At 44.2% G+C, this 23,570-nt stretch carries 19 protein-coding genes; 4 read left to right on the top strand and 15 right to left on the bottom strand.

The genetic code is table 11. The features are described from left to right. The first annotated feature begins 120 nt into the window (after positions 1-120). From Q0Y65_RS00805 to Q0Y65_RS00790, 4 genes are all read left to right on the top strand, one after another. Positions 121-471, top strand: coding sequence for a VOC family protein (locus tag Q0Y65_RS00805; RefSeq protein ID WP_297955578.1), 351 nt, complete (start codon positions 121-123; stop codon positions 469-471). A gap of 18 nt (positions 472-489) precedes the next feature. Next, positions 490-1,764: a replication-associated recombination protein A gene (locus Q0Y65_RS00800; protein ID WP_297955575.1), complete on the top strand. Its 1,275-nt coding sequence runs from the start codon at positions 490-492 to the stop codon at positions 1,762-1,764. A 170-nt stretch (positions 1,765-1,934) separates the two neighbouring features. Continuing rightward, entirely contained in the window at positions 1,935-2,378 is a 444-nt protein-coding gene (locus Q0Y65_RS00795) for an ACT domain-containing protein (protein WP_297955573.1), read from the top strand. A 20-nt stretch (positions 2,379-2,398) separates the two neighbouring features. Next, positions 2,399-3,592: a homoserine dehydrogenase gene (locus Q0Y65_RS00790; RefSeq protein ID WP_297955571.1), complete on the top strand. Its 1,194-nt coding sequence runs from the start codon at positions 2,399-2,401 to the stop codon at positions 3,590-3,592. A gap of 41 nt (positions 3,593-3,633) precedes the next feature. Here Q0Y65_RS00790 and Q0Y65_RS00785 read toward each other — a convergent pair whose 3' ends face one another. The 15 genes from Q0Y65_RS00785 to Q0Y65_RS00715 all read right to left on the bottom strand — a co-directional run bounded on the left by Q0Y65_RS00785 (position 3,634) and on the right by Q0Y65_RS00715 (position 23,518). Continuing rightward, positions 3,634-4,197 carry an HD family hydrolase gene (locus Q0Y65_RS00785; protein WP_297955569.1) on the bottom strand — a complete coding sequence of 188 codons (564 nt, stop codon included), beginning with the start codon at positions 4,195-4,197 and terminating at the stop codon, positions 3,634-3,636. Positions 4,198-4,270: 73 nt separating this feature from the next. Continuing rightward, positions 4,271-5,809, bottom strand: a complete 1,539-nt coding sequence (locus tag Q0Y65_RS00780; RefSeq protein WP_297955567.1) for an asparagine synthetase B — start codon at positions 5,807-5,809, stop codon at positions 4,271-4,273. Positions 5,810-5,834: 25 nt separating this feature from the next. Beyond that, positions 5,835-6,824, bottom strand: a complete 990-nt coding sequence (locus tag Q0Y65_RS00775; RefSeq protein WP_297955564.1) for an NAD(P)H-dependent glycerol-3-phosphate dehydrogenase — start codon at positions 6,822-6,824, stop codon at positions 5,835-5,837. Between the two features lie 26 nt (positions 6,825-6,850). Beyond that, complete coding sequence (gene plsY / locus Q0Y65_RS00770) at positions 6,851-7,525, bottom strand: glycerol-3-phosphate 1-O-acyltransferase PlsY (RefSeq protein ID WP_297955562.1); 675 nt, start codon at positions 7,523-7,525, stop codon at positions 6,851-6,853. Beyond that, on the bottom strand, positions 7,525-8,853 hold the full coding sequence (gene der, locus Q0Y65_RS00765) for a ribosome biogenesis GTPase Der (protein ID WP_297955559.1): 1,329 nt from the start codon (positions 8,851-8,853) through the stop codon (positions 7,525-7,527). Before der ends, plsY begins: the two co-directional genes overlap by 1 nt. Before the next feature lie 93 nt (positions 8,854-8,946). Continuing rightward, positions 8,947-10,248 (bottom strand): DUF512 domain-containing protein, encoded by a 1,302-nt coding sequence (locus Q0Y65_RS00760; RefSeq protein WP_297955557.1) that lies wholly within the window; start codon positions 10,246-10,248, stop codon positions 8,947-8,949. Positions 10,249-10,322: 74 nt separating this feature from the next. Beyond that, positions 10,323-10,508: a 50S ribosomal protein L32 gene (rpmF, locus tag Q0Y65_RS00755; protein WP_019678749.1), complete on the bottom strand. Its 186-nt coding sequence runs from the start codon at positions 10,506-10,508 to the stop codon at positions 10,323-10,325. Positions 10,509-10,530: 22 nt separating this feature from the next. After that, positions 10,531-10,992: a DUF177 domain-containing protein gene (locus Q0Y65_RS00750; RefSeq protein ID WP_297955554.1), complete on the bottom strand. Its 462-nt coding sequence runs from the start codon at positions 10,990-10,992 to the stop codon at positions 10,531-10,533. A gap of 95 nt (positions 10,993-11,087) precedes the next feature. Beyond that, a complete protein-coding gene (locus Q0Y65_RS00745; RefSeq protein ID WP_297955551.1) occupies positions 11,088-11,495 on the bottom strand; it encodes a hypothetical protein in 408 nt (135 codons plus the stop codon). A gap of 69 nt (positions 11,496-11,564) precedes the next feature. Next, positions 11,565-12,899 (bottom strand): glucose-6-phosphate isomerase, encoded by a 1,335-nt coding sequence (locus Q0Y65_RS00740; RefSeq protein WP_297955548.1) that lies wholly within the window; start codon positions 12,897-12,899, stop codon positions 11,565-11,567. A gap of 135 nt (positions 12,900-13,034) precedes the next feature. After that, entirely contained in the window at positions 13,035-14,174 is a 1,140-nt protein-coding gene (locus Q0Y65_RS00735; protein ID WP_297955546.1) for a D-alanyl-D-alanine carboxypeptidase family protein, read from the bottom strand. Between the two features lie 76 nt (positions 14,175-14,250). Next, positions 14,251-15,222: a M15 family metallopeptidase gene (locus Q0Y65_RS00730; protein ID WP_297955543.1), complete on the bottom strand. Its 972-nt coding sequence runs from the start codon at positions 15,220-15,222 to the stop codon at positions 14,251-14,253. A gap of 41 nt (positions 15,223-15,263) precedes the next feature. After that, positions 15,264-16,343: a serine hydrolase gene (locus Q0Y65_RS00725; RefSeq protein WP_297955537.1), complete on the bottom strand. Its 1,080-nt coding sequence runs from the start codon at positions 16,341-16,343 to the stop codon at positions 15,264-15,266. Between the two features lie 193 nt (positions 16,344-16,536). Then, positions 16,537-20,181, bottom strand: coding sequence for a helicase-exonuclease AddAB subunit AddA (gene addA, locus Q0Y65_RS00720; RefSeq protein WP_297955534.1), 3,645 nt, complete (start codon positions 20,179-20,181; stop codon positions 16,537-16,539). Position 20,182: 1 nt separating this feature from the next. After that, on the bottom strand, positions 20,183-23,518 hold the full coding sequence (locus Q0Y65_RS00715) for a PD-(D/E)XK nuclease family protein (RefSeq protein WP_297955532.1): 3,336 nt from the start codon (positions 23,516-23,518) through the stop codon (positions 20,183-20,185). Between the last annotated feature and the right edge of the window lie 52 nt (positions 23,519-23,570).

Genomic DNA, 23,570 nt, shown 5'->3' with positions numbered 1-23,570 from the left:
CAATAAACATCAAGGGACGGACAAGCTGTCCGTCCCGATATTTTTTTAATTATATTATAGATTGAGATTTAGCTGTTAAAAATGAATTGAGATATAATAGATCAAAAAAAGGAAATAGCTATGAGATTTCATATTAATTCGCTCTACCTGTGTGTCAATGACATGGAAAGAGCAATAAGATTCTATGAAGAGCTTTTCGAGCAGAAAGTTACTGAAAAAGACGAAATATACAGTGTTTTTGAAGTGAGCGGCTTTCGCTTGGGCTTGTTTGCATATAAAAAGACCAATGAGCCCCACACTTTCGGGACCAACTGTCTGCCCAGCATAAGCGTTGACAGCCTCGATCACCTGATGAAAAAGCTTGAAGGGAAAAAGGTCTGCTTCCCTGTTACACGCATCGGAAGCAATTGGGTCGCGGAATTTGCTGATTCAGAGGGAAATCACCTTGAAATAACCGCACCTGCAAAGTAAAACGAAAGGAGAACCGCTATGTCTGCACCTTTAGCCGATAAAATACGTCCTAAGACCCTTTCTGATGTAGTCGGTCAGGAGCATATCCTCTCAGAAGGCAAGCCCCTGCGCCGCATAATCGAAAGCGGAACTGTTCCCAACATGATATTCTACGGACCGTCGGGAGTCGGCAAGACCACTGTCGCCCGTATCATAGCTGAAAACTGTGGAATGTCACTGTACAAACTCAACGGTACCAACGCCTCACTTTCTGACATCAAGGACGTTGTTGCCGATATCGGAACTTTCGGCAGCGAAAACGGTATACTCCTGTACCTCGATGAGATACAGTACCTCAACAAAAAGCAGCAGCAAAGCCTCCTTGAATACATTGAAAACGGAGATATCACGCTGATAGCTTCAACTACTGAAAATCCGTATTTTGCAGTATACAACGCAGTTATCAGCCGAAGCACAGTATTTGAATTCAAGCCCGTTACTGCCGAGCAGCTTATTCCCGCTATAAAACGCGCATTTCGTATCATTTCCGAGGAAAACGGCTATGAAGTTAACGCGTCTGAAGATATCATCACTAAGATCGCATATAGCTGCGGCGGAGATGTACGCAAGGCAATGAACACAGCAGAGCTTGCAGTAGTCTGCGGCGAAGCCTCCGTCGGCAAAGTGACTGTTACCGACGAGTCTCTCGAGGTTCTCGCTCAAAGAAGCAATATGCGTTACGACCGCGACGGCGACCAGCACTATGATATACTCTCGGCTTTTCACAAGTCTGTAAGAGGCTCGGACGAAAATGCTGCTCTCCATTATGCTGCCCGTCTGATCGCAGCAGGAGATATAATATCACTTTGCAGACGTATGCTCTGTATCGCCTCTGAGGACGTAGGTCTGGCCTACCCTATGGCAGTTCCAATAGTTAAGGCATGTGTGGATTCTGCTTTACAGCTGGGTCTCCCCGAAGCAAAGCTTCCTATCGCAGAAGCCATTATACTTATGGCAACTGCTCCAAAATCCAACAGCGCCTGTATGGCTATAGACGCTGCTCTGGACGATCTGAAAAGCTGCGATGCGCTTGATTTCCCGCGTCATCTTCAGAATGTTCATTTCGACGGAAAAGGTGCAAAGGTCGTAGGACAGCATTACCTTTATCCTCACAACTTCCCCGATCATTATGTCAAGCAGCAGTATCTACCTGATGCCCTGAAAGATCATGTATACTACAATTTCGGAGATAACAAGCAGGAACAGGCAGCCTTGCAGTACAGACAAAAGATACTGAATAACACTGATAAGTAAAAGCTCCGCAGAAATCTACGGAGCTTTTAGCAATATAGATAAATTAGCTTGATTATCCTTTAATTTTTTAGTCTTGACAAAATAATGAAAAAATGTTATAGTAAGTATGTGGAATACAATTGTACGTCTCCGACGGACGTTTTTCACAAAAAACTTAAAGGTGATTTATTATGGATACCAAATCACAGCTTATCGTTGCCGATGCCAAAATACTCCCCGAGGTTTTTACCAAGGTTCTCGAAGTAAAGAAGCTGATGGCCCAGAAGGGCGAAAAAAGCTTTGCTTCAGCCTGTAAACGTATCGGCATTTCAAGAAGTGCTTACTATAAATACAAGGACAGCGTTTTCTCATATGAGGAGCTTTTTAACAGAAAGATAGTAAACATCTATCTGCTTCTCAGTGACAGTCCAGGAATTCTTTCAAGCGCTCTTGTTTTTCTTCATAACCTGAATGCTAATATTTTGACTGTTAATCAGAGCATTCCCGTAGACGGTGCGGCTGCTGTCAATATTTCACTCAGGCTTACCGGCGAGTCCGACAACGAACTTGCCGCACTTAATTCAATTACTGAACTCGATGGCGTTTTAGAGGTCAAGATCCTCTCCGCCGAGTAGTTTACGGAGGTTTTCTATTTATGTCAGTCAAATTTGCAGTATTAGGCCACGGTGTTGTTGGCTCAGGTGTTGTTGAGCTCTTTTACAAAAACCGTAAAAGTATCGAAAAGCGTGCAGGTCACGAAATGGATATAAAGTATATCCTTGATCTCAGAGATTTCCCCGATTCGCCTTATCAGGATAAATTCACCAAGAATTTTGACGATATCCTTAATGATGACGAGGTAGTTTCTGTTGCTGAGTGCATGGGCGGTGTTGAACCGGCATTCACTTTTGTAAAAGCCTGCCTTGAAAAGGGCAAGAGCGTTTCTACATCCAACAAGGAGCTTGTAGCTGAAAAAGGCGATATTCTCCTCAAAACCGCCAAGGATCATAACTGCAACTTCTTCTTTGAAGCAAGCGTCGGCGGTGCGATCCCGATAATCAGACCTTTACACCGCTGTCTTGCAGCTAATGATATTACCAAGGTCGCAGGTATTCTCAACGGCACGACAAACTTCATACTCACAAAGATGTATAACGACAATATGCCGTTTGATGAAGCTCTGAAGCTCGCTCAGGAGCTTGGATATGCCGAAAAGGATCCTACTGCTGATATAGAGGGTCACGACGCCTGCCGCAAGATATGTATTATTTCCTCACTTGTATTCGGCAGACACGTTTATCCGAAAAGCGTCTTTACAAAGGGAATAAAGGACATTCAGCTCTGCGATGTAGAAGCTTCTGACGTTCTCGGATACGCCATAAAGCTTGTTGCTTCTGTCACAAAGCTTGATAACGGAAAGATCCTCCCCTGCGTAATGCCTACTCTTGTTTCATATGACAGTATCATGTCCGGAGTAAATGACGTATTCAATGCTGTACTCGTATACGGTGACGGTATCGATCAGACGATGTTCTACGGAAGAGGCGCAGGTAAATTCCCCACTGCAAGCGCTGTGCTGGGAGATGTTATCGAAGCTGTAAAGCACAAGGTGACTGTATTCTCTCAGTCATGGGAATCAGCTTCTGATGATTCATTTGTCGAAAAGATCGAGAATTACAGTTCAAAGTGGTATTTCCGTGTTCCAACCGGTTCAGAGATCGTTGGAGTTGAAGTTTATAACAACGATAACGGTATTTCATATATCACTGCAGAGGAACTTACATTCGCTCAGGCTGAAGCTAAGGCAAAAGGAATCGGTGCTCTTGCTTTTATGCCCGTACTTGAATAAAAACCAGCGCCTTGAAGGCCAACAACCTTCAAGGCGCATTTTTATCCATTTTTTCTGATCTTTTCTATCGTTTCGTTCAGTATCGCTTTTCTGAGCTCTGTCAACCAATCAGAAAACTCAACGGTATCAAAGGCGTATGTCTTGTTAAGCTCAAATTCATTATCCGACCATGTATCTATTGGTGATTCATTATGCTGTACCAGCGCTTCAAGCTTATCAAGTGCCTTGAATATCCTGGATTCCAGCGTTTTCTGCTCTTTAATCTCAGCATACAGTGATGACCAGTGTTCGGACAGACCTTCCGGAAGAGACTTTACCCATTCATCAAGGAGATCATCCTCAGTATCTCTGTCCGAATCTGTTTTTATAAATGTGGGTATATCCCCGGTAAAACACTCGCCGAGATCATGTATGATACACATCTCCGTCAACTTACCGATATCAGCATCAGGAAATTCATCATTCAGCAGTAACGCCATGAGTGCAACACGCCAGCTGTGCTCAGCAGCGCTTTCGGTACGTCCATTTGTTGTAGTACAGTGTCTCAAAGTATCCTTTAATCTCTCAGATACATGAAGTATTTCAAGATATTTACTTACATTCATATCATGTATTCCCTTCGTTTTATATCAAACAGCACCTTTGAACGATGAAGCCAAAGGTGCTGTTTTAATTTCATTATCTTTTTACAAAATACTCCTCATACCATACAAGGAAGGTATATATAGTCCAAACTTTACGCCAGTTATCAGAATTTCCGCCGACATAATCATTAAATATTGCATTTATCTCATCAAGATCAAAGAATTCAGCCGCTGTATCGCTGTTGAATTTTGCTCTTACATCAGCATTATAGCGTTCATCAGCCAGCCAGATCCTTATCGGAACTATAAATCCGAGCTTCTTTCTGAATGCGATCTCCTCAGGAAGCACCTTTGCAGCTGCCATTCTGAATGCCACCTTGTTCATTTCGTCATTCACCTTGTACTTCGACGGCATACGGGAAGCAATATCAAATATCCTTCTGTCAGTGAGAGGCATACGTATCTCAAGTCCGCAGGCTGTACTCATCTTGTCAACATTGAGATAAATATCTCCTTCAAGCCAGATCTGTATGTCAACATCAGACATTTTGGTAAGCGGATCAAGTCCTTCGGTCTCGTCATAAATATACTTTACCAGATCAATAGGAAGTACATTAGGATCATAATGCTTCAGAATGCGCTGCTTCTCGTCTTCCTTCATGATATTGGTATTGCCAACGTAGAAGGTCTTGAGATTCTCACCGTAACGTTCTGCATTACGGTACATATTGTAGCCGCCGAAGAATTCATCTGCTCCTTCACCCGAATAGCAAAGCTTTGTATGCTGAGCTGTTGCTTTACAGCCGAGAGTAAATACTATAGCAGAGGCGTCGCCGAGAGGCTGCTCCATATTGTACATTACAAAGGGAACGATATCGAAGAAATCCTTAGGCTGAATATTGGCAATGCTGTGCTCGACATTGAGCAGCTCAGCTGTTTTTGCAGCAACACGGGATTCATCAAAGCGTTCTTCATCGTAGCCGCAGGAATCTGCTCTCTTTGCGTCTGACATAGCAAGAACGTATGATGAGTCTACTCCGCCTGAAAGGAATGACTCGGCTATTTCATCATCATCCTTTACCTCGGGGAAGATGTTTCCAAGCGTCTCATGTATCTCGTCAGCCCATTCATCAAGAGACTTTGATTCATCGGGAGCAAAAGTGGGAGTCCAGTATCTTCCGATGGTGAGCTTTCCTTTCTCAAACTCAAGCCAGTGTCCCGGCATAAGCTTTTTAACGCCCTTGAAGAATGTATCCTCACCTGCAACATAGGTCAGCGTCATATAGATCTGGAGCATATCAACGTTAAGCTCCTTCACAAATCCTTCCTTATCAATGATGTCCCTGATGTATGTACCGCAAAGAAGTCTGTTATCCGCTGTTACATAGTAATAGAAGGGCTTGGTGCCAAACTGATCTCTCAGACAGAAATACTTATCCTTATCGCTATCATAAAGTGCAAAAGCAAACATTCCGTAAAAATGGTCAGCCATTTCCCTGCCCCATTTTTCATATGCCTTTACAATAATAGCCTTTTCACGCTCCTCGCGGTAAAGAGTATTGTCAATACCGAGCTCCTCGCAAAGCGTTCTCCAGTTACGGATATGCCCTCTGTAATCGCAAATATTTATCAACTGAACTCACCTCATATAGTAGATCTTATAATTCTTCGTAATTCTGGGGACGATTCATAAGAGCGCCCAGAGCAAGTCTTACATCGCCGCCGTTGAAGAGCACCTCATTCAGCTGCTCTGTTATAGGCATTTCCACGCCAAGACGTCTCGAAAGATCATATGCCGCCTTACAGCAGAAATATCCCTCAACAGTACCTACACGCTCTACCGCTTCCTCCGGAGACACGCCCTGTCCGATGAGTATTCCTGCACGTCTGTTGCGGCTGTGCATACTTGTACAGGTAACAATAAGATCTCCTATACCTGTAAGTCCGCTGAATGTAGTCACATCAGCACCACACGCCTTGCCAAGTCTTGCGATCTCATGTATACCTCTTGTCATGAGAGCTGCTTTTGTATTGTCTCCATAGCCAAGACCGTCACATATACCAACACACAGTGCTATGATATTCTTCAGCGCACCGCCGATCTCACAGCCCTTGACATCATCATTAAGATATATCCTGAGATAGCTGTTTCCGAATTCGCGCTGAACAAATTCTGCTGCCTCATGATTTTCAGATGCAGCCACTATGGTAGTCGGAACGCATCTGGCAACTTCCTCAGCATGAGAAGGTCCGGAAAGTACCACAAGCTTATTTGTGGGGATCTCTTCCTTTATGACCTCGCTCAGTGTCTTGAGGCTGCCTTCCTCGAGGCCCTTGCCTGTATTGACAATGATCATTTTATCGTCAACATAAGGTGCTGCCGATTTAGCAACATCCCTTACAAATGAAGACGGTATACCGAATATAAGCACATCACAGCCCTTTATACACGATATATCGCTTGTCATAGCTATGCTCTCCGAAACGGGAACTCCGGGAAGCTTCTGAACGTGCTCGCCATGAGAACGTATATCATCTATCTCAGACTGGAATTTTGACCATACAGTTACATCGTGTCCGCAGTGCTCAGCCATAATTGCAAGACTGAGCCCGAAACCGCCTGATCCGAGTATTACGATCTTAGCCATTAGATTTCACTCCTTCTGCTTTTATGTCATTTAATATTTATGGTGCTGAACGAAAACTTATTCTCGCTTCCGTCAAGAAGCCTCTCTATATTTGAACGATGCATCCAAATGACCATTGCCGCCATGGGAAGCGACAATAATAAATACAGAAAACTTCGTCCAAAGGAATATCCGTCGATCAGCCACGACATGAGCAGTGTCGCAAGAGGACAGTATGCTGTAGATATTATGGAAGCAAGAGAAACGTACTTTGAAAGAGCAAGCATTACAACAAATATAGCCAGAAGTGCAAGGAAAACTTTATAGTCAACTGCAATAAACGAAGCCGCTCCTACAAGAACGCCCTTTCCGCCCTTGAAGCTGTAGTAAATCGGGAAAACATGGCCAAGAATAGCAAAGAATCCCGCAATATACCCGATATAATGAGTATCATTACCAGGCATCATGCCTGCATGGATAAGATGGCAGAAGCCTCTTGCGAGAGCTACAGCCACGATACCCTTCATAAGGTCTCCGATCAGCGTGAATAACGCACAGGTCTTTCCCGCACATCTCAGCGTATTTGTAAGACCTGCATTCTTGCTTCCCATGTCGCGGATATCTCTGCCGGTCATCATTCTGACAACGATTATGGAAAAATTCATGCTGCCAAGAAAGTATCCAAGGCCAGCGGCAGCTATTATCGAGAGCAAAACTTTCATTATTTATCATTTCCTCCCCTCTCGCGGACTATAAAACGAACAGGAGTTCCTTCAAGTCCGAACGTCGAGCGTATCTGATTTTCAATATACCTTCTGTATGAAAAATGGAAAAGGTCAGCCCTGTTGACGAACGTAACAAATGTGGGCGGTTTTGTGGAAGGCTGAGTCATATAGTATATTTTCAGTCTCCTTCCCTTATCCGACGGAGGCTGAACTCTCGTAGTCGCATAAGCGAGTACATCGTTCAGCATTCCGGTAGAAATACGCATACTGTTCTGTTCATAGGTGTACTTGATAAGCTCATACAGCTTATTGATGCGCTGACCTGTCTTAGCGGAGATAAACACAAACGGAACATAGGACATAAAGCTGAAATCGTTTTCGAGCTTTGTTCTGTATTCCTGCATGGTCTTATCATCCTTCTCGATAAGATCCCACTTATTGACCGCAACTACACAGGCTTTTCCCTGTTCATGGGCATAGCCTGCCACCTTTGAATCCTGCTCGGTAAAGCCCTCGGCCGCATCAAGCATTATAACACACACATCAGCGCGGTCAACAGCCATATAAGCTCTGAGAACACTGTAATGCTCTACCTTTTCGGTAACCTTGGATTTTTTTCTTATACCTGCGGTATCAATGAATACAAATTTACCGTATTCGTTTTCGATGACAGTATCCGTTGAATCTCGTGTAGTTCCAGCGATGTCAGAAACTATGACACGCTCCTCACCTGCTATCTTGTTTATGAGAGAGGACTTGCCGGCATTTGGCTTTCCTATCACAGCGACCTTTATATGATCCTCATCATATACCGTCTCCTCAGTATCAGGAAGGCATTCAAACACCTTATCCAGCATATCACCTGTACCATGACCATGAACTGACGAGATAGGATACGGATCTCCAAGTCCCAGATTATAGAACTCATAAAGCTCCATAGGAGGATCTCCAAGACTGTCGACCTTATTAACCGCAAGTACAACAGGCTTTCCGCTTTTCAGCAGCATCTGAGCAACAGCATAATCATCCGCAGTAACTCCGCACCTGATATCGGTAACGAAAACTATAACATCTGCCTTTTCAATAGCCAGTTCAGACTGCCTTCTCATCTGTGAGAGGATCACATCATTGCTGTCTGGTTCGATACCGCCTGTATCGACTACCATAAACTCCTTGCCGCGCCATTCGCATTTTGAATAAATACGGTCGCGGGTAACTCCCGGAGTATCCTCAACTATAGAAAGCCGCTGTCCTATCAGCTTGTTGAAAAGGGTGGACTTTCCTACATTAGGACGTCCGACCACTGCAACTATAGGCAAAGACATTTTCCATTCCCCTTTCTTCAGAAATTATAATGCAAACACCTGTCAGAAAAGCAGATCATTCTCCGCATATTGCTGATAAAGGCTTATGATAATTCAATATGTAATACCCATTATGGCGTCAAGAAGCTCATATCCGTCACTTGGAGTCGTACGGATGACCACATCAAGCTCTCTTTCAACATCGCTAATAGTAAGATCGTCAAGAAATACATCCGAATCACGCCTTACCATTGCCTGTGACAAAAGCAGATTGTCACCGAGGTCCTTGCCTTTGAGCTGAGCAATAAGATCCTGAGCAGTTATGAGACCTGTAACAGTAATGGTTTCGCCGAAGAAATCATTCCTTATACGATACACGTCACATTTCAGTTCAGGGAATCTTTCCTCTGCCTTTCTGGCAAGGTCGTATATGGTCGTATACGCAGAATAGCCTGTTGCGATCGAAACGTGTCTCTTTCCGCCCTCCCATTCTGCTATTTCAAGTGCTTTGTCAAACTCATCGATCAGCGACCTTAGCATACCTACGCCGTTCTCGTACTGAGAAAAATCCTCGTAAGCCTCCATAGGCGGCAATTCACGCTGAGCGATGAGATAGAACTCGTCCGAAGGAAAGACTGTACGCGTACCGAATTTTTCGAGGAACACCTGCTGGAATTCTTCGATAATATCAATAGTCTCCCCTGCTGTTTCCTTGGTAAAGCCTACAAGAGGGTAAAGCCCCTGACGAAACTTTGTTACGCCCACAGGCACTACAGCCATACTCGTGATGTTTGGCATAAGTGTACCAAGATCAGTCAGTGATCTTCTGAGCTCATCTCCGTCATTGAGTCCCGGACAGCATACGATCTGGCAATTGAGCTTTATACCGCTTTCAGCAAGCTGCCAGATAAATTTGAGCTTTTCGCCTGCAAAGCGGTTATGCATCATTTTGACTCTTAGCTCTGGGTTTGTGGTATGTACAGAAACATTGATATTCAGTTTCATCTCAATGATCCTGTCTATATCCTCCTGATGCATATTGGTAAGAGTAACATAATTTCCCTGCAAAAAAGAAAGCCTGGCGTCATCGTCTTTGAAGTACAGGGTCTCTCTCATTCCGGGAGGCATCTGGTCTATGAAGCAGAAGACACACTTATTGCTGCAAGACTGCTTGCTGTCCATAAGAAACGTCTCAAATTCAAGCCCCAGATCGTCATATTCATCCTTTATGATATCGATCACAATAGTTTCGTCATCACGCAGCAGTTCAAGAGTGACTTCAGTATCTGCCGCATAATACATATAGTCAAGTACATCTTTGATACCGTGACCATTGATCCTGACGAGTATATCGTCTTTTTTTACTCCGCTTCTGAACGAGGGAGAATTAGGCTGAACACTGTTGATCTTAACCATAAAAAAACTCCAAACACTTAAAAAGGAGAGAAGGATCTCTCCTCCTCTCCTTCTCTTTTATCGGATCAAGCCGATTATTCAGCGTCGATCTTAAGGACCTCAACGCCCTTATAGAATCCGCAGTTTTTGCAAACCTTGTGCGGAGCCTTATATGCGCCGCAGTTATCACACTTGGACATTGCGGGTGCTTCAAGCTTCCAAACAGCACTGCGTCTCTTATCACGTCTTGCCTTGGAAGTTTTTCTCTTCGGTACAGCCATTCTGGCACCTCCTTACAGAGCTTCACAGCTCATTATTATTAAGATGATCGCACTGATTCTCGTTAAGATCACAGCCGCAAACCATACAAAGTCCTTTGCAGTCTTCCTTGCAGAGCACCTTTGTCGGTAAACTGAGAAGCATATCGGTCAGCGCAATTTCATTCACTTCAATGCTCTCACCATCAGCAATGATATAATCATCATTATCGCTGTTGCTGAGGGAAGGAACAACAATATGTTCAAAGCTGAGATCATAACTCTTTGAAAACTCCCTGAGACATCTGTCACAGGTGTGAAGTATATCAAATACAGCGGAATACTCAAGATAGATCACTCCCGCCCTGTTATACACTCTTCCGCTCAGACTTACAGGAGATGCAAAAACATATCCCTTAACTCCGTCGAGCTCTTCAGAGCCGATCTCATAGCTAAAGTTCCTTGATTCTCCAACGATATCAAATATCTGTTTTAAATTGATCTTCATATTATAATCCTTCAGAGCACCATAAGATATATTATACACCAGATGACATGATATGTCAATAGTTAGGTGTAAAAATTTTCATTTTTTCAGCTGAATTACTTGATAAACTGCTTTACGCTCTCGGGAAGCTCGCTGTCATCAGCGGAAACTGTAAACACGATAGTAGCTTCCTCGCCTGTAAGCTTATCGAGCTTCTCGAAAAGTGCTCCGAGAGCATCGTAATCACGGCCAACGATCTTAAGGATACCGTCAACAAAAACGTCCTTGATATCGTAGTTGCCTGCAAGCATACCTGCTACAAAACCGTAGAAAGCATCTGCGCCCTCGATTGAAAAGCTCTCTGTATCGCACCATCTAACTCTGAAGCTGATAGAACGTCTGATGTTATCGCCCTTTTCGATGCAAACAAGATTGCCGTTTGTAGACTTTACAGCCTCGTTGATCTGGTCAATAAGTATCTTTGTTTTACCTGTGCCTTTTTTACCTGTAATAAGTTTAATCATAATTTACTCCTTCCGTGCCTTTAGGCATTTATGACGTATTATATTTGTTATATGAGCTAAACAGACCGATCAGCCGAGCTTAGCTTCAAGAGCAGCTTTTGCGCCTTCATAACCGGGCTTGCCGAGAAGAGCGAACATATTTGACTTATAGCTCTCAACGCCGGGCTGGTTAAATGGATTTACACCAAGAACATAACCCGAGATAGCACAAGCCTTTTCAAAGAAGTAGATCATGTAACCTACATTTTCTTCTGTTGTATCATCAAGCTCAAGAATGATATTCGGAACTCCGCCCTCTGTATGAGCAAGAACCGTACCCTCAAAAGCCTTTCTGTTAACTACTGACATATTCTGATTTGTAAGGAAGTTAAGACCGTCAAGGTTCTCGGCATCTTCCTCAAGGAAAAGATCTGTCTTGGGCTTCTTGATATCAACGACAGTCTCAAAGAGTATCCTTGCGCCGTCCTGAATGTACTGACCCATTGAATGAAGATCAGTTGAGAAAACTGCTGCTGACGGGAATATACCCTTATTGTCCTTGCCTTCGCTTTCGCCGAAGAGCTGCTTGTACCACTCTGACATCATTACAAAACTGGGATCGTATGAAACCAGCATCTCAACAGACTTGCCCTTTCTGTAGAGGATATTTCTGAGAGCTGCATACTTATAGCAGTCATTGTTGTCAAAATCAGCGCAGAAATCAGCCTGAGCCTTTGCAGCACCCTTCATAAGAGCGTCGATATCACAGCCTGCAACTGCAATAGGAAGAAGTCCGACAGCTGTAAGAACAGAGAAACGTCCGCCAACGTCATCAGGAATAACAAATGTCTCATAACCCTCAGCATCGGAAAGGTTCTTCAGAGTTCCCCTTGCCTTGTCTGTTGTTGCAAAGATACGGTTTTTAGCCTCTTCCTTGCCGTATTTATCCTCCACCATCTTCTTGAAGATACGGAAAGCAAGCGCGGGCTCTGTAGTTGTACCTGACTTAGAGATGACATTTACAGAGAAATCCTTGCCGTCGCACAGGGCGATTATCTCGTTGAGATAAGCAGGATTGATGCTGTTTCCAACATAATAGATATCAGGAGTATCCTTCTTCATATTATTATAAAGAGGCGACTTGAGGAGCTCGATAGCAGCTCTTGCGCCAAGATAGGAACCGCCGATACCGATAACTATAAGAATATCGGAATTAGCCTTGATCCTCTCAGCAGCAGCCTTGATCCTCGCAAATTCCTCCTTATCATAAGCTGTGGGAAGCTCCACCCAGCCTAAAAAGTCATTACCGAGACCTGTCTTGCTGTGAAGGGACTGTGCAGCAGCCTCGACCTGAGCCTTGATACCGGCCATTTCGTCTGCATTGACAAAATCCTTCAAGTATTTGGTGTTGAGTTTCAAAGACATTAGAATTTACCTCCAATATGTATGAAAAGCCATACAAATATAATTTACCATCTTTATGATACTATATTTTCGGATTTTTTTCAAGTCCCTTTACAGAACATTATAAACATTTGTACATTTATCACTATTTCAACATCATTTTTCTATCAGTTTAAACAATAAGCATCCTATTACATAGGGTAACCGCAGTCCCTGTACAGGTGATTTAGTTATAATATCAGCCTCAAAAACCAGGTTATCACCATTGTAAAAAGCAGCCGTTCCTACAGCCTGGCCCTCACGCACAGGAGCTGATATATATTCAGGAATAACGACCTTCGTTCTAAGCTCTGACGATCCGACAGGTACTACAGCCTTCCCCTGTCTGCTTATACATATCTCCACCGCAGATTCCGTACCGTTTTTTACTCTGAGAGGAGCAAGCATTTCGTCAGGAAACATAGTCAAAGACAGCTTATATCCGTTAAAAGCTTTCTTGAGCAGCTTTTTCGAGCTCTTAAAGCATAATTCTGCCTCATTATCCCCAAGGATAACAGCAATAAACGCTGACCCGTCATCACCTCGAGCCGCTTCGGCAATACAATATCCACATTCGTCCGAATGACAGGCTTTGAAGCCGATATGGCTTCCGTAAGTCCGCGACAGCTCATTTTCATTTACGAGCTCAACCTGTCCGTTCTTCACGAAATCACGCCATATCCTGAAATAATGTGTAAGAAAATCATGCTTTGAGAGCTCGGCGCATATCACTGCAATATCATGTGCGGATGAATATGCAGCTTCTCCGCTGTATCCATAGGGGCTCTCAAAATATGTATCTTTCAGGCCAAGGTCAAACGCTCTTGCGTTCATATCCGCTATAAAAGTCCCTATATCGCCTGCCGAGCGTTCCGCAAGAACAGTCAGGGCATCATTTGAATTTCCCACAATAACGCTTTTCAGCAATTCATCAACAGAAAGCTTATCTCCGCTCTCAAGCCATATCACAGATCCTTTTGTACCTGTTACGCTGTCAGATGCGGTAAGAATATCGTTAACTGTGAATTCTCCCGAATCTATATCCTCTGCTATAAGAAGTATACTCATAAGCTTGCTGAGGGCGCCTACCTTCAATCGCCGGGAATACTCACTGCCCTCGATCACCGTACAGGTATCAGCTTCCATTAAAACATAGGATTTTCCGCTTATATTCTCCTTGTCCCCCGCCCCGCAGACAACAAGTGAAACAAGCAAAAACGAAACGATAACAGACATAATTCTGAAAAAACTTCGCATACGATCACCTCATATGATTATATGCGAATATCCGACGATAAATGTAAAGGAGCAGCCTTGGCTGCTCCTTTACCCATCAAACTTTATGTGCCGTTATTATAAATGAATCCTTATTATCACCTGAAAGCTCATAATTACCCGATACAGGCACCCTTGTTGTAAGCTTGTCCTCATCGCCTGTAACAGAGTAGATCTGATAAGCCTCTCCGTTAAACGAGAAAGTATAAGGATCATCAAACGTATACTGTTCAAGGAATTCAACATATTCCTCAAGGCACATTTTTTTCTGTGTGCTTATCGCCGCATGAATCTCGCCGACATATCTGAGATGCCACGGACAGTATTCATAACCCGTCATGCTCTTCTTACCTTCGGGATATCTGACAATAAATCCATATTTCCAGCAATTCTCAACCACCCAGCCCTCGGCATCATATCCGTCATACGTCAAAACGGAACCATAGGCGTTGAGAGCAAGATCAACACAGTATCCGGCCTTTGAATCGTAAAAAGTCTCGGGACAATATGATCCTTCGCCTGTAAATGTATCAGTAGTACCGTAAACGATAAAATCAGCAAGACCTGTTTCGTTTGCGTAATCCTCCATCATACGGTTAAAAGCTTCTGCTGCATCCTCGTTGAGATAAACATTTTCATCAACAAGGCTGTAGAATTCATTCTTTTCCTCCGAAAGATCCACCATTGTTCCCTGATGGGATTCCTTCGCGGGAGACTTTTCGTTGTATACCGACAGCAGTCCGTCCGATACATCTTTCTTCAGGAGCTCGCACTCAGAATATCCTAGATACTTTACTCCCTCAAAAGCAGTTGTTCCTTCATCAGCCGAAGTAAAACCAAGACTGCTGCCTGTTGAGGCCTGCGTAGCAGCCTCCGAACTGCGGAAATCGCCTTTTATAGTAAGATTATATGGCTGCTGTGAAGCCAGTCCCCTTCTAAGAGTATCAGCACCAAAAAGGGTACCTACAATTATACCCATCGCAAGAAGAACACGGCTCAGCTTGAGCTTGTTTTTCTTTGTCTCTTTCATTATACATATCCTCCGATATTTGTTCTACATTATCTATCTTTTTATTTCTCTTTTTCATCAGACGGAATATAAGGCTTTCCGCCTGCACAATACTCACTGTATGCGCTTAGTGTATTATACACATTGTTCCAGCTGGTGGTTCCGCCGCAAAGAACAAGTATATATGTTTTACCGTTCACCTCCGCAAAACTTGCCATGCAGTTGCCGGCTTCATCAATAAAACCGGTCTTTCCTCCCAGCACTCTGACGCCCGGCATCTCATCGCCATACATCCTGCTGAAAAGAGTGCTGCTGAAGGTCAGGCCTTCGGGATTCTGTTCAGTCGGCGGTACTTTGTACTCTACCGCTGAAAGGATCTCACGGCAGGTATCGTTCTTTATTGCATATTCAAGCAAAACAGCGATATCCTCTGCCGTACTGTAATTATTTTTATCGTGGAGCCCCACCACATTAGTAAAATGCGTATGTTTCAGACCGATCTCATCGCATTTACTGTTCATGAGCTCCACAAAGGCGGCCTCTGAACCCGCGACATACTCAGTAGCCGCAAGCGACGCGTCTGCTCCCGAGCATAAAATCATTCCGTAAAGAACATCCTTTGCTGTAGGAGTCTCATCAGGTTCAAAGCCTGCCCTGGATGCGTCCAGAGCTATATATGGAGCCACCATTTCATACGTTATCGGAATGGCAGCCGAAAGGTCATCTATATTCTCAACCGCAACAATAAGAGTCATTATTTTTGTCAGCGAAGCAGGATACAACTGTATATGTTCATCTCTGTACGCTACGACCTCATTGTCGTCTACATTTATCAGAATAGCATTCTTAGCGTCGTATTCCTTTTTGAATTTCACAGACTTGTCCGTCTTTTCAGGAAAAACAACAAAAGGCACCGCTGCTTCCTCTGATTGTTCTGTAGTGGTAACGGTAAATACAGGCACTTCGCCTGTAGCTTCGCAAGCTGTGCATGACGAAACAGATACGGCAGGGACAGTACGCCCGTCGCGTTTCCACCAGCACCGTGCTGCAAAAGCACCGCCAAATATAAGAACTAAAAGGAAAACCGCTGTGCCTGCTTTTAACAAGTTAGCATTGCGCCTTTGTTTCCTTCTTTTGTTCATTCTACACCTCAGTTTTTATATCTCTGTATATTTTATTATAATACAAATTTCATTTATTGTCAACAAAATTTTCCAAGCCGATATATTTCTACGATTTGCACAAACCAAGTGGTTGATATTATCACTATGTAACAAATCAATCTGTTGAATACACGTTAAAAAGCTCCCGAGCAAGTTCGGGAGCTTTTATGTATCATATATCAGCTTTAATCTTATCTCTCAGCTCAAAGGAATACAAAAATGCTTCCTTTACGCGCTTTCCGGTCGTCAGCTCAATAGCAGCCTTGTAAAGCTTCAGCTGCATCGAATATCTCTCCTTCAGTTTTTCAAGAGATACTCCCCTGTCGGATTTATAGTCAACTATCACTATGCCGTCTTTTTCTTCAAACATAAGATCTATTATGCCCTTTATCATCCCTTCAGAGCTTTTCAGCTTTTCAAGCGTATCTATATCTGTTTTAAGTTCAGATACCGCTACCATGAATTTCTTCTCGCGGACATATTTCCCGGCTCTGCATATCCTACCGTAAAGATCACTTTCAAAAAACGCAGAAACATTGGCCGTGTCTATCGAATCCGCTTCCGCCTGACTTATGTACCCCTTATTTACGATATTCGATATCTCATCACCGACATTTCTGATAGTATTATCAAAATCGCAGTATTGGAAAAATGTATGTATTGCCGTTCCTCTCTCTGCACCTGTAAGCTTATGGTCGGAGGAAAAGAGTCTCGGCCGTCTCAGTTTCATGTCAAACAGCTCATCGCTGTCCTTCAGCTTCTTGGTTATCTGCGTAACACTGAGCTTTGCGGGAGTTTCCGAAAGTGTTTTATCATAATGGAAGGATATGATATCATTCATTCTGCTCACAAGCGCTTCATCAGGCAACGCCTCAGTCTGCTCTTCTTCAGCTTCATCATCGGCTTCGGAAATGCCTTCAGCGATATCATATATAAACACCTGCTTTTCTCTTTCCTCAGTATCAAGCAGTATATCGCTCATATCGATGCCTATATCCTCAGCTATGTTTTTAAAGCAGGGATCTCCCATGATGCTTAACCAAAGCCAGTCAGAAAAACTTTTCGCCTCTCCGACAGAATCAGAAATATCTCCGTTATGAAGCATAATGCTGTCAATAAGGTTTCTTACCCTTTTCAGAGCCTTTTCACCGCATTTAAGATTGATGAACAGTTTTTGCTGCGCCCTTGTAAGACCAACATAAAGAAGCCTCATTTCCTCGCTCCTTGTATCCTTCTCCTCTTCCCCGGCAAGCATTACCTGCTGGAATGTCTTGTATTTCCTGAGCAAAACAGGATCGTAAAGCATAAATCCTATCCTGCCGTCGGTACTGCACATCACAGGCTTTGAATCAAATTTGAAGCCTACAGAGGTCTCTGCAATAAACACGAACGGAAATTCAAGCCCTTTTGAGCGATGGAACGTCATGACGGATACATAGTCGCCTGCGGATGCTGAAACCTTTCCCTGTGCATAATCTCCGTTTTCCATTACTCTGTCAAGATGTCTAAGGAAGCCGTTAAGGCCTCCCGAACCGTCAAAAGCTGCTGTGGACTCGTAATTCTGAGCATACTGTATCAAAGCGCGAAGATTTGCACGTTTTTTATCACCGTCGCTGTACAGCTGCATAACAGATATGAAATCCGTAGTATCATATATCTCGCCTATAAGCTCGCCAATGGTCATTGTTACCGAATCAAGCCTGAATCTGTCAAGAGAATCAAGGAATTCTCTGCATCTCTCCATCAGGAACATATCATCAAAGGCGGGATATTCTCCGTCAACGATCCCGCGTATTATCGGGAAAAGATGTCTGTTCTTATCATATGATCTGATGATAGCTATATCGGAAACGGAAAACATATACATCGGCGATGTCATAACAGCCGCCATGGATATATCCTGAAGAGGATTGCTTATTATCCTGAGAAGATCAATAAGCACAGCTATCTCCCGTGATCTCAGATATCCCGTCTCTTCGCTGCCCTTTGCAGGTATACCTATCCTGTTAAGCTCATCGGCATATGTATTTATATGTACATTGTTCCTTACAAGTATGCAGAAGTCTGAAGGTCTGCAAGGACGCTCCGAACCGTCCTTATCAGTTACCAAAATCCCGTTTCCGAGCATTTCAGCGATCCTTGAAGCTGTATATACCGCTTCTTTATTTGTATTGCTTTTTTCTGCCTGCTCCTCGTCATCATCTGCGTCGTCCTTAATAAATGCGATACTTGCGAGCCGCTTCTCGTAGTCGCTTTCCGAATACTGCTCTGCACCGAAATAAAGTCTCTCTTCATCAGTATAGTCGATATCGCCGCATTTTTCGGACATTATCCTTGAAAACACATAATTTACAAAATCAATGACTTGCGGAGAGCTTCTGAAGTTCTTATTAAGAGCTATCGAACTATTTGACGCATCGCTGCTCTCGGAGTACGGGACCGAGGCTCTCAGCGTATTTATAAAGTTACGTGGATTTGCAAGCCTGAAACGATATATCGACTGTTTCACATCGCCTACAAGGAATACATTGTTTCCGTAAAGCGGACCGCCGTTTTCGTCAAGCCTGTAATTCTTTGATATGAGCTTGAAGATCAGATCCTGTTTATTATTAGAATCCTGATACTCATCTATCATTATTATATCATAGTGTTCAGCTATTCTCAGAGCAGTCTCAGACTGCACTATCCTGCCGTTTTCGTCCTCTGCGGCAAGTATCTCCAGAGCGAGACGTTCTCCGTCGTCAAAGCTAAGTGCGTTTTTTTCGCATTTCTTCTCCCAGAGTATCTCGCTGAACTTTTTAAGCATCTCTGCCAGTATAACAGTGACCTCTCCGCATTCGGCATAATCGCTTTCTACGGCTTCTATGCTGTTTATTACACTTTTTACTGTGTTTTTTATTATGTCGCGCTTTTTCTTGTATATCTCCCTGAGTGCACTATCATGCGGTGCCTTTCCCAGACGCACAAGAGATGAAAAAGCCATTGCCTGCTCCGCCTCTTCGGCAGTCGGGAAACGCTTTTCCCTGAAAATCTCAGCAAGCCTGCTTATCCTGTCATAATCCTCCTCAGCCTGGCCCAACGACTTCTCCGCCGCCGCAGACGACATATCCGGAAAGATCCTGCTTATCATCCCGATATTATCATCAGCCGCTGCCACAGCCTTCTCAAGCTTCGCTGTTATCGAATCGAAAAGTCTGCTGTAATACTCTGAATCTCTGAATTCGGGTCTGTACATCTCTACAGCTCTGTCAAGCCATTTGTCCCTGAGAGCTACAGAGGAAAGAAAATTGTCAGCCCGCTCTATTACCTCAACGAGTCTCCTTTCGTCCTTTATACAGAAATGGTCATACATAAAAGATATCTTCTCGTATTCGTGTTCGCAGTAATAGTTTATAAGCTCCTCCATAGCAGCAGCTCTCAGCACCTTGTTATCCGTATCATCAAGTACGCTGAATGCGGAGGTAATGCCGCTGTCGCCGGTATTATCCCTTATAAGGTCAAAGCAGAATGAGTTTATAGTGGATATCCTTGCGCTCTGAAGGAGTATCTGCTGCTTCAGAAGATGTTTGTCATCGGGATTATCGCCTATCATCGATCGCAGCTTGCTGTCAAGACGTTTTTTCAGCTCTGCGGCGGCGTCATTGGTAAATGTAACAACGACCATCCTGTCAGCGTGCACGCCGGAACTGCTGTCTGCAAGCAGCTGTACAAGCCTTTCCGTAAGGACAGCTGTCTTGCCGCTTCCCGCTGCCGCAGAAACTATCAGCGAAGTATCTCTTGCTTTAATGGCTTTCTGCTGTTGTTCTGTCCAGCCCATTTTACTCCTCCTTTCCCGCATATTTCTTTCCGAGTATCTCTGCCGCTTCGGCGACCTGTGCTTCATCGGGAAGTCTCTGACTTGTAAGCTCCGAATTATCGCATATATTGACATAGTCGCAGTAGGTACACGGGATCTTGCCGCTCATCACCAGCGGTACTGCTTCCGCATTTCCGTCAAGCAGTGACTCCGCCATGCTGACAAGCTTTCCGTATGTATAATTTCTGAGAAGCGTCATTCCCTCAGCAGAGATACATTCTGAGTTCTTGTCAGGAACCCCGTTCTTATCAAGCTTTACAGGTATGAACTCTCCCATCACATTCTTTTCCATTGCCTGAAGTATATCCATATCACCGAGAACAAGTCCGGTGGTCCTGAAGGAAGACTTTACCGCGCTGCTGTTCTTGGTCTCTATCTTATGGTCATCAATACTGACCTCTGATATGCGCATAGGCGAATACAATACTCCGGCAGGCTCATAGCCCTCATATAATCCGCCCTTGTCGGTAGAGGCAAAAAGATAAAGAAGCATCTGCATATTGATACCGCAGGCAAGTGTCTCCGGAGTGATATCCTTTCGGCTGCTCTTGTAATCTATTATTCTCAGATAGTCAGTGTCTCCTATCCTGCATATATCGGCCCTGTCCACTTTGCCGCCGAAGCTGAGCTTCTTGCCGCTGCCGAAAGGAAGTATAACAGAATGACTGTCTCTGAGATCGAGCTCAAAATTATGGGGAACGAAATCAGATGCCATAAGCGCCTGCTGAGTATAAATGAATACTTCCGACATACGCTCGGTAAGCTTATTGAATATAAGGTTGAATTTAGCGTCCTTTCCAAAATCTCCGGCAAGGCTGTTCTCACGGTATTTCTCGGCGCATCGGTTTATTTCGTCACAGACTTCATCATAGGTCATACCTATGAAATCAGCTTTTGATCTTGTGCCGAGTATCCCGTAAAAGCACTCATGTGTAAGCTCACCCGCTATTCTTGCGTCCAGCTCCACTTTTTCATTCAAGTGAAGTCTGAGAAATTTATCACAGAAAAACCTGAAATGGCACAGATTGTACTCTTCAAATCCTGTAGGAGAAAGCCTCAGAGGCTCAAAACTGCTGAGCTTCTCCATTACCGAGCTGTCTATATGATAATCCTGCTTCAGATTGCTCCTGCTGATCACATATGAAAGCCTTCTTCTGTATTCGGGAGTATCCATAAGGAGCTTTTTTATAGAGGCAACTGATGTATCATTCTTGCTTCTCTCCTGCATATAGTGATAAAACGCAGAATGAAGTGTTACAGCATAGTATTCGACAGGGATATCATCGTCTCTCCTGCGTATGCTTCTGTCGCCGAACATACCTATTATCCTGTCAACGATCTGCGCAGGGTATTTTGCCTGACCTGCAAGATCTGACAGCGGATATGATATGAACAGCTTGTGTGATGCGGCCGATATGGCTTTATATACCACAAGGCGCTCGGCAGCTATAAGCTCGGCAAGCGGAGTTGAAAGCTCTATGCCGTTTTCGGCAAGCTTTGCTCTGTCCGCTTCTGAAAAAAGCCCGTGGAGGCTTATTCTGTTTGGAAAGTCTCCGTCATTGGCGCCCATTACAAAAACTACCTTCGGCGAATCAAGTCTTGCCATTCTTGCCGAAGCGGCAGTAACTGCGTCAAGCGTCTGAGGCGGTACGGAATACTGTATCCTGCCAATCATAGAGCGCATCATCCTTGATATTTCGGCAAAGCTCACAGTACGCTCTCCAATAGTTTCACTTATGCTGTCAAGGATATCCATGAGACAGCCCCAGAGCCTTTTAAGCTCGGCTGCTTCATAGTCCTTATCCTGCTTTATGAGCCTTCCCATAAGAGCAGCCGTATTCCGCTCTGCACCGCAGCTCACAAGATGACTGTAAAGCAGCGAACATATTTCGGAAGCCTTTGAACAGCGTTTGATCTTCCTTTTAAGCGAAGTCAACGGCCCTATCAGACTACCTCTGAGCTTCTCAAGCTGTTCGAGGCCCTCGTCCTCGGCACAGAAGGCTTTTTCCCATATATCGCCGTCAATGCCCCATTTGTAGCAGTAATTCTCCAGCATTGAGGCCTCTGTGAGACTGATGTCAAGAAGTCCGCTCTTTATGAGCCTGAACAGCTGCTCCGAGCGGTATTTCCTGCTTGAAATGATATCGAGAAGTGTCGTAAAGAATACCATTACAGCCGTATGAGACACAGGCTTTTCAAGGCTCAGGAAGTATGGTATGTCATATCTTCCGAAGGCTGCTTTCAGCACATCGGAATAAACAGCAATATCATTTGAGATTATGGCAATATCACGATACCTGAGAGATCTGTCCTCATACAGCAGGTGCTTTACCGCAGCACAGACATACTCTGCCTCACTGTACATATCCCTTGCCTCAAAAATATGGATATTCTCCGGCTTTGGCGCTTTATCCGGCTCGTTGCAAAGGTTTACCAGAGCACGGCTGCTGACATATCCGAGATCGGGAGTAATAAATCTAAAGCTTTCCGCGCACCGAATGACACGGGTATCCTTGCCCAGATCACGGCATATCACCATTATCCTGCGGTATGTGTCGTTGACCGTCTCAAAAAGAGTGTACTCGCCTGCGTTGACGTCGTCTGTCCTTAAAGTTATGCAGACATTTTCGGCAGATGAGATCATCAGTTTTATCATCTCATACTGATCGGCAGTAAAACTCTCAAACTCATCAAGGAATATGGTCTTTCCGCAGAAATACCTGTTAAGATTTGCAACAGCAGCAGCCTCGCGGATATTATCCAGCTCGTCCTTGAAGCCGTACTCCTCCATAAGGCGCTGATACTCCATTAAAATAACGGCAACGTCGTTGGTCTTGTCTCTCAGCCTTTTGTCAAGCAGCTGTGAGCGGATCATGAGCTCGTCGGGAGTTACTCCTGTACGCTTCATGTCCCTTATGAGAGTCATGATCTCCTCGGCAAAGCCGCTCTGAGTGCTTTGTCTGCGGAAGCTGCCAACAGAATCAGGCCGTGACATGGCTGACTCAACAGCCTGATAGACCAATATCATTTTCGCCATATCATCTGCATATCCGCCTTTTCTGGCAGGATCGCCGTAAAGCTGAAAAAGCTGTCTTGCAAGACCGGTGAAGCTCAGCGAGAAAAGCTCGTTAAAGTTTTCAGCTCCCAGGTAGAAGTACAGCTTTTTATCAAAGTCCTGTGAAAACTGCTCGGGAACGATTATACAGAGCTTGTCCGCCTCCTGACATCTTTCCTTTATCCTGGCAAACATACAGGTTGTCTTTCCGCTTCCCGCAGGACCTGTTATAAATTCGATCATAGTATCTCCTGTAATATAAAATATGCATACCGCATTGCTGCGGTATGCATAT

The sequence above is a fragment of the uncultured Ruminococcus sp. genome, from assembly GCF_947301925.1.
Taxonomy (GTDB): domain Bacteria; phylum Bacillota; class Clostridia; order Oscillospirales; family Ruminococcaceae; genus Ruminococcus.
The sequence above is the reverse complement of the archived record's forward strand: the minus strand, read 5'-3'. Positions and strand labels throughout refer to the sequence as shown.

Coding starts and splice junctions, on each gene's coding strand:
- Q0Y65_RS00795 (WP_297955573.1), top strand. CDS start 1,935: ATGGATACCAAATCACAGCTTATCGTTGCCGATGCCAAAATACTCCCC.
- der (WP_297955559.1), bottom strand. CDS start 8,853: ATGTCTTTGCCTATAGTTGCAGTGGTCGGACGTCCTAATGTAGGAAAG.
- Q0Y65_RS00740 (WP_297955548.1), bottom strand. CDS start 12,899: ATGTCTTTGAAACTCAACACCAAATACTTGAAGGATTTTGTCAATGCA.
- rpmF (WP_019678749.1), bottom strand. CDS start 10,508: ATGGCTGTACCGAAGAGAAAAACTTCCAAGGCAAGACGTGATAAGAGA.
- Q0Y65_RS00805 (WP_297955578.1), top strand. CDS start 121: ATGAGATTTCATATTAATTCGCTCTACCTGTGTGTCAATGACATGGAA.
- addA (WP_297955534.1), bottom strand. CDS start 20,181: ATGGGCTGGACAGAACAACAGCAGAAAGCCATTAAAGCAAGAGATACT.
- Q0Y65_RS00790 (WP_297955571.1), top strand. CDS start 2,399: ATGTCAGTCAAATTTGCAGTATTAGGCCACGGTGTTGTTGGCTCAGGT.
- Q0Y65_RS00735 (WP_297955546.1), bottom strand. CDS start 14,174: ATGCGAAGTTTTTTCAGAATTATGTCTGTTATCGTTTCGTTTTTGCTT.
- Q0Y65_RS00760 (WP_297955557.1), bottom strand. CDS start 10,248: ATGGTTAAGATCAACAGTGTTCAGCCTAATTCTCCCTCGTTCAGAAGC.
- Q0Y65_RS00750 (WP_297955554.1), bottom strand. CDS start 10,992: ATGAAGATCAATTTAAAACAGATATTTGATATCGTTGGAGAATCAAGG.
- Q0Y65_RS00785 (WP_297955569.1), bottom strand. CDS start 4,197: ATGAATGTAAGTAAATATCTTGAAATACTTCATGTATCTGAGAGATTA.
- Q0Y65_RS00725 (WP_297955537.1), bottom strand. CDS start 16,343: ATGAACAAAAGAAGGAAACAAAGGCGCAATGCTAACTTGTTAAAAGCA.
- Q0Y65_RS00715 (WP_297955532.1), bottom strand. CDS start 23,518: ATGATCGAATTTATAACAGGTCCTGCGGGAAGCGGAAAGACAACCTGT.
- plsY (WP_297955562.1), bottom strand. CDS start 7,525: ATGAAAGTTTTGCTCTCGATAATAGCTGCCGCTGGCCTTGGATACTTT.
- Q0Y65_RS00745 (WP_297955551.1), bottom strand. CDS start 11,495: ATGATTAAACTTATTACAGGTAAAAAAGGCACAGGTAAAACAAAGATA.
- Q0Y65_RS00800 (WP_297955575.1), top strand. CDS start 490: ATGTCTGCACCTTTAGCCGATAAAATACGTCCTAAGACCCTTTCTGAT.
- Q0Y65_RS00775 (WP_297955564.1), bottom strand. CDS start 6,824: ATGGCTAAGATCGTAATACTCGGATCAGGCGGTTTCGGGCTCAGTCTT.
- Q0Y65_RS00730 (WP_297955543.1), bottom strand. CDS start 15,222: ATGAAAGAGACAAAGAAAAACAAGCTCAAGCTGAGCCGTGTTCTTCTT.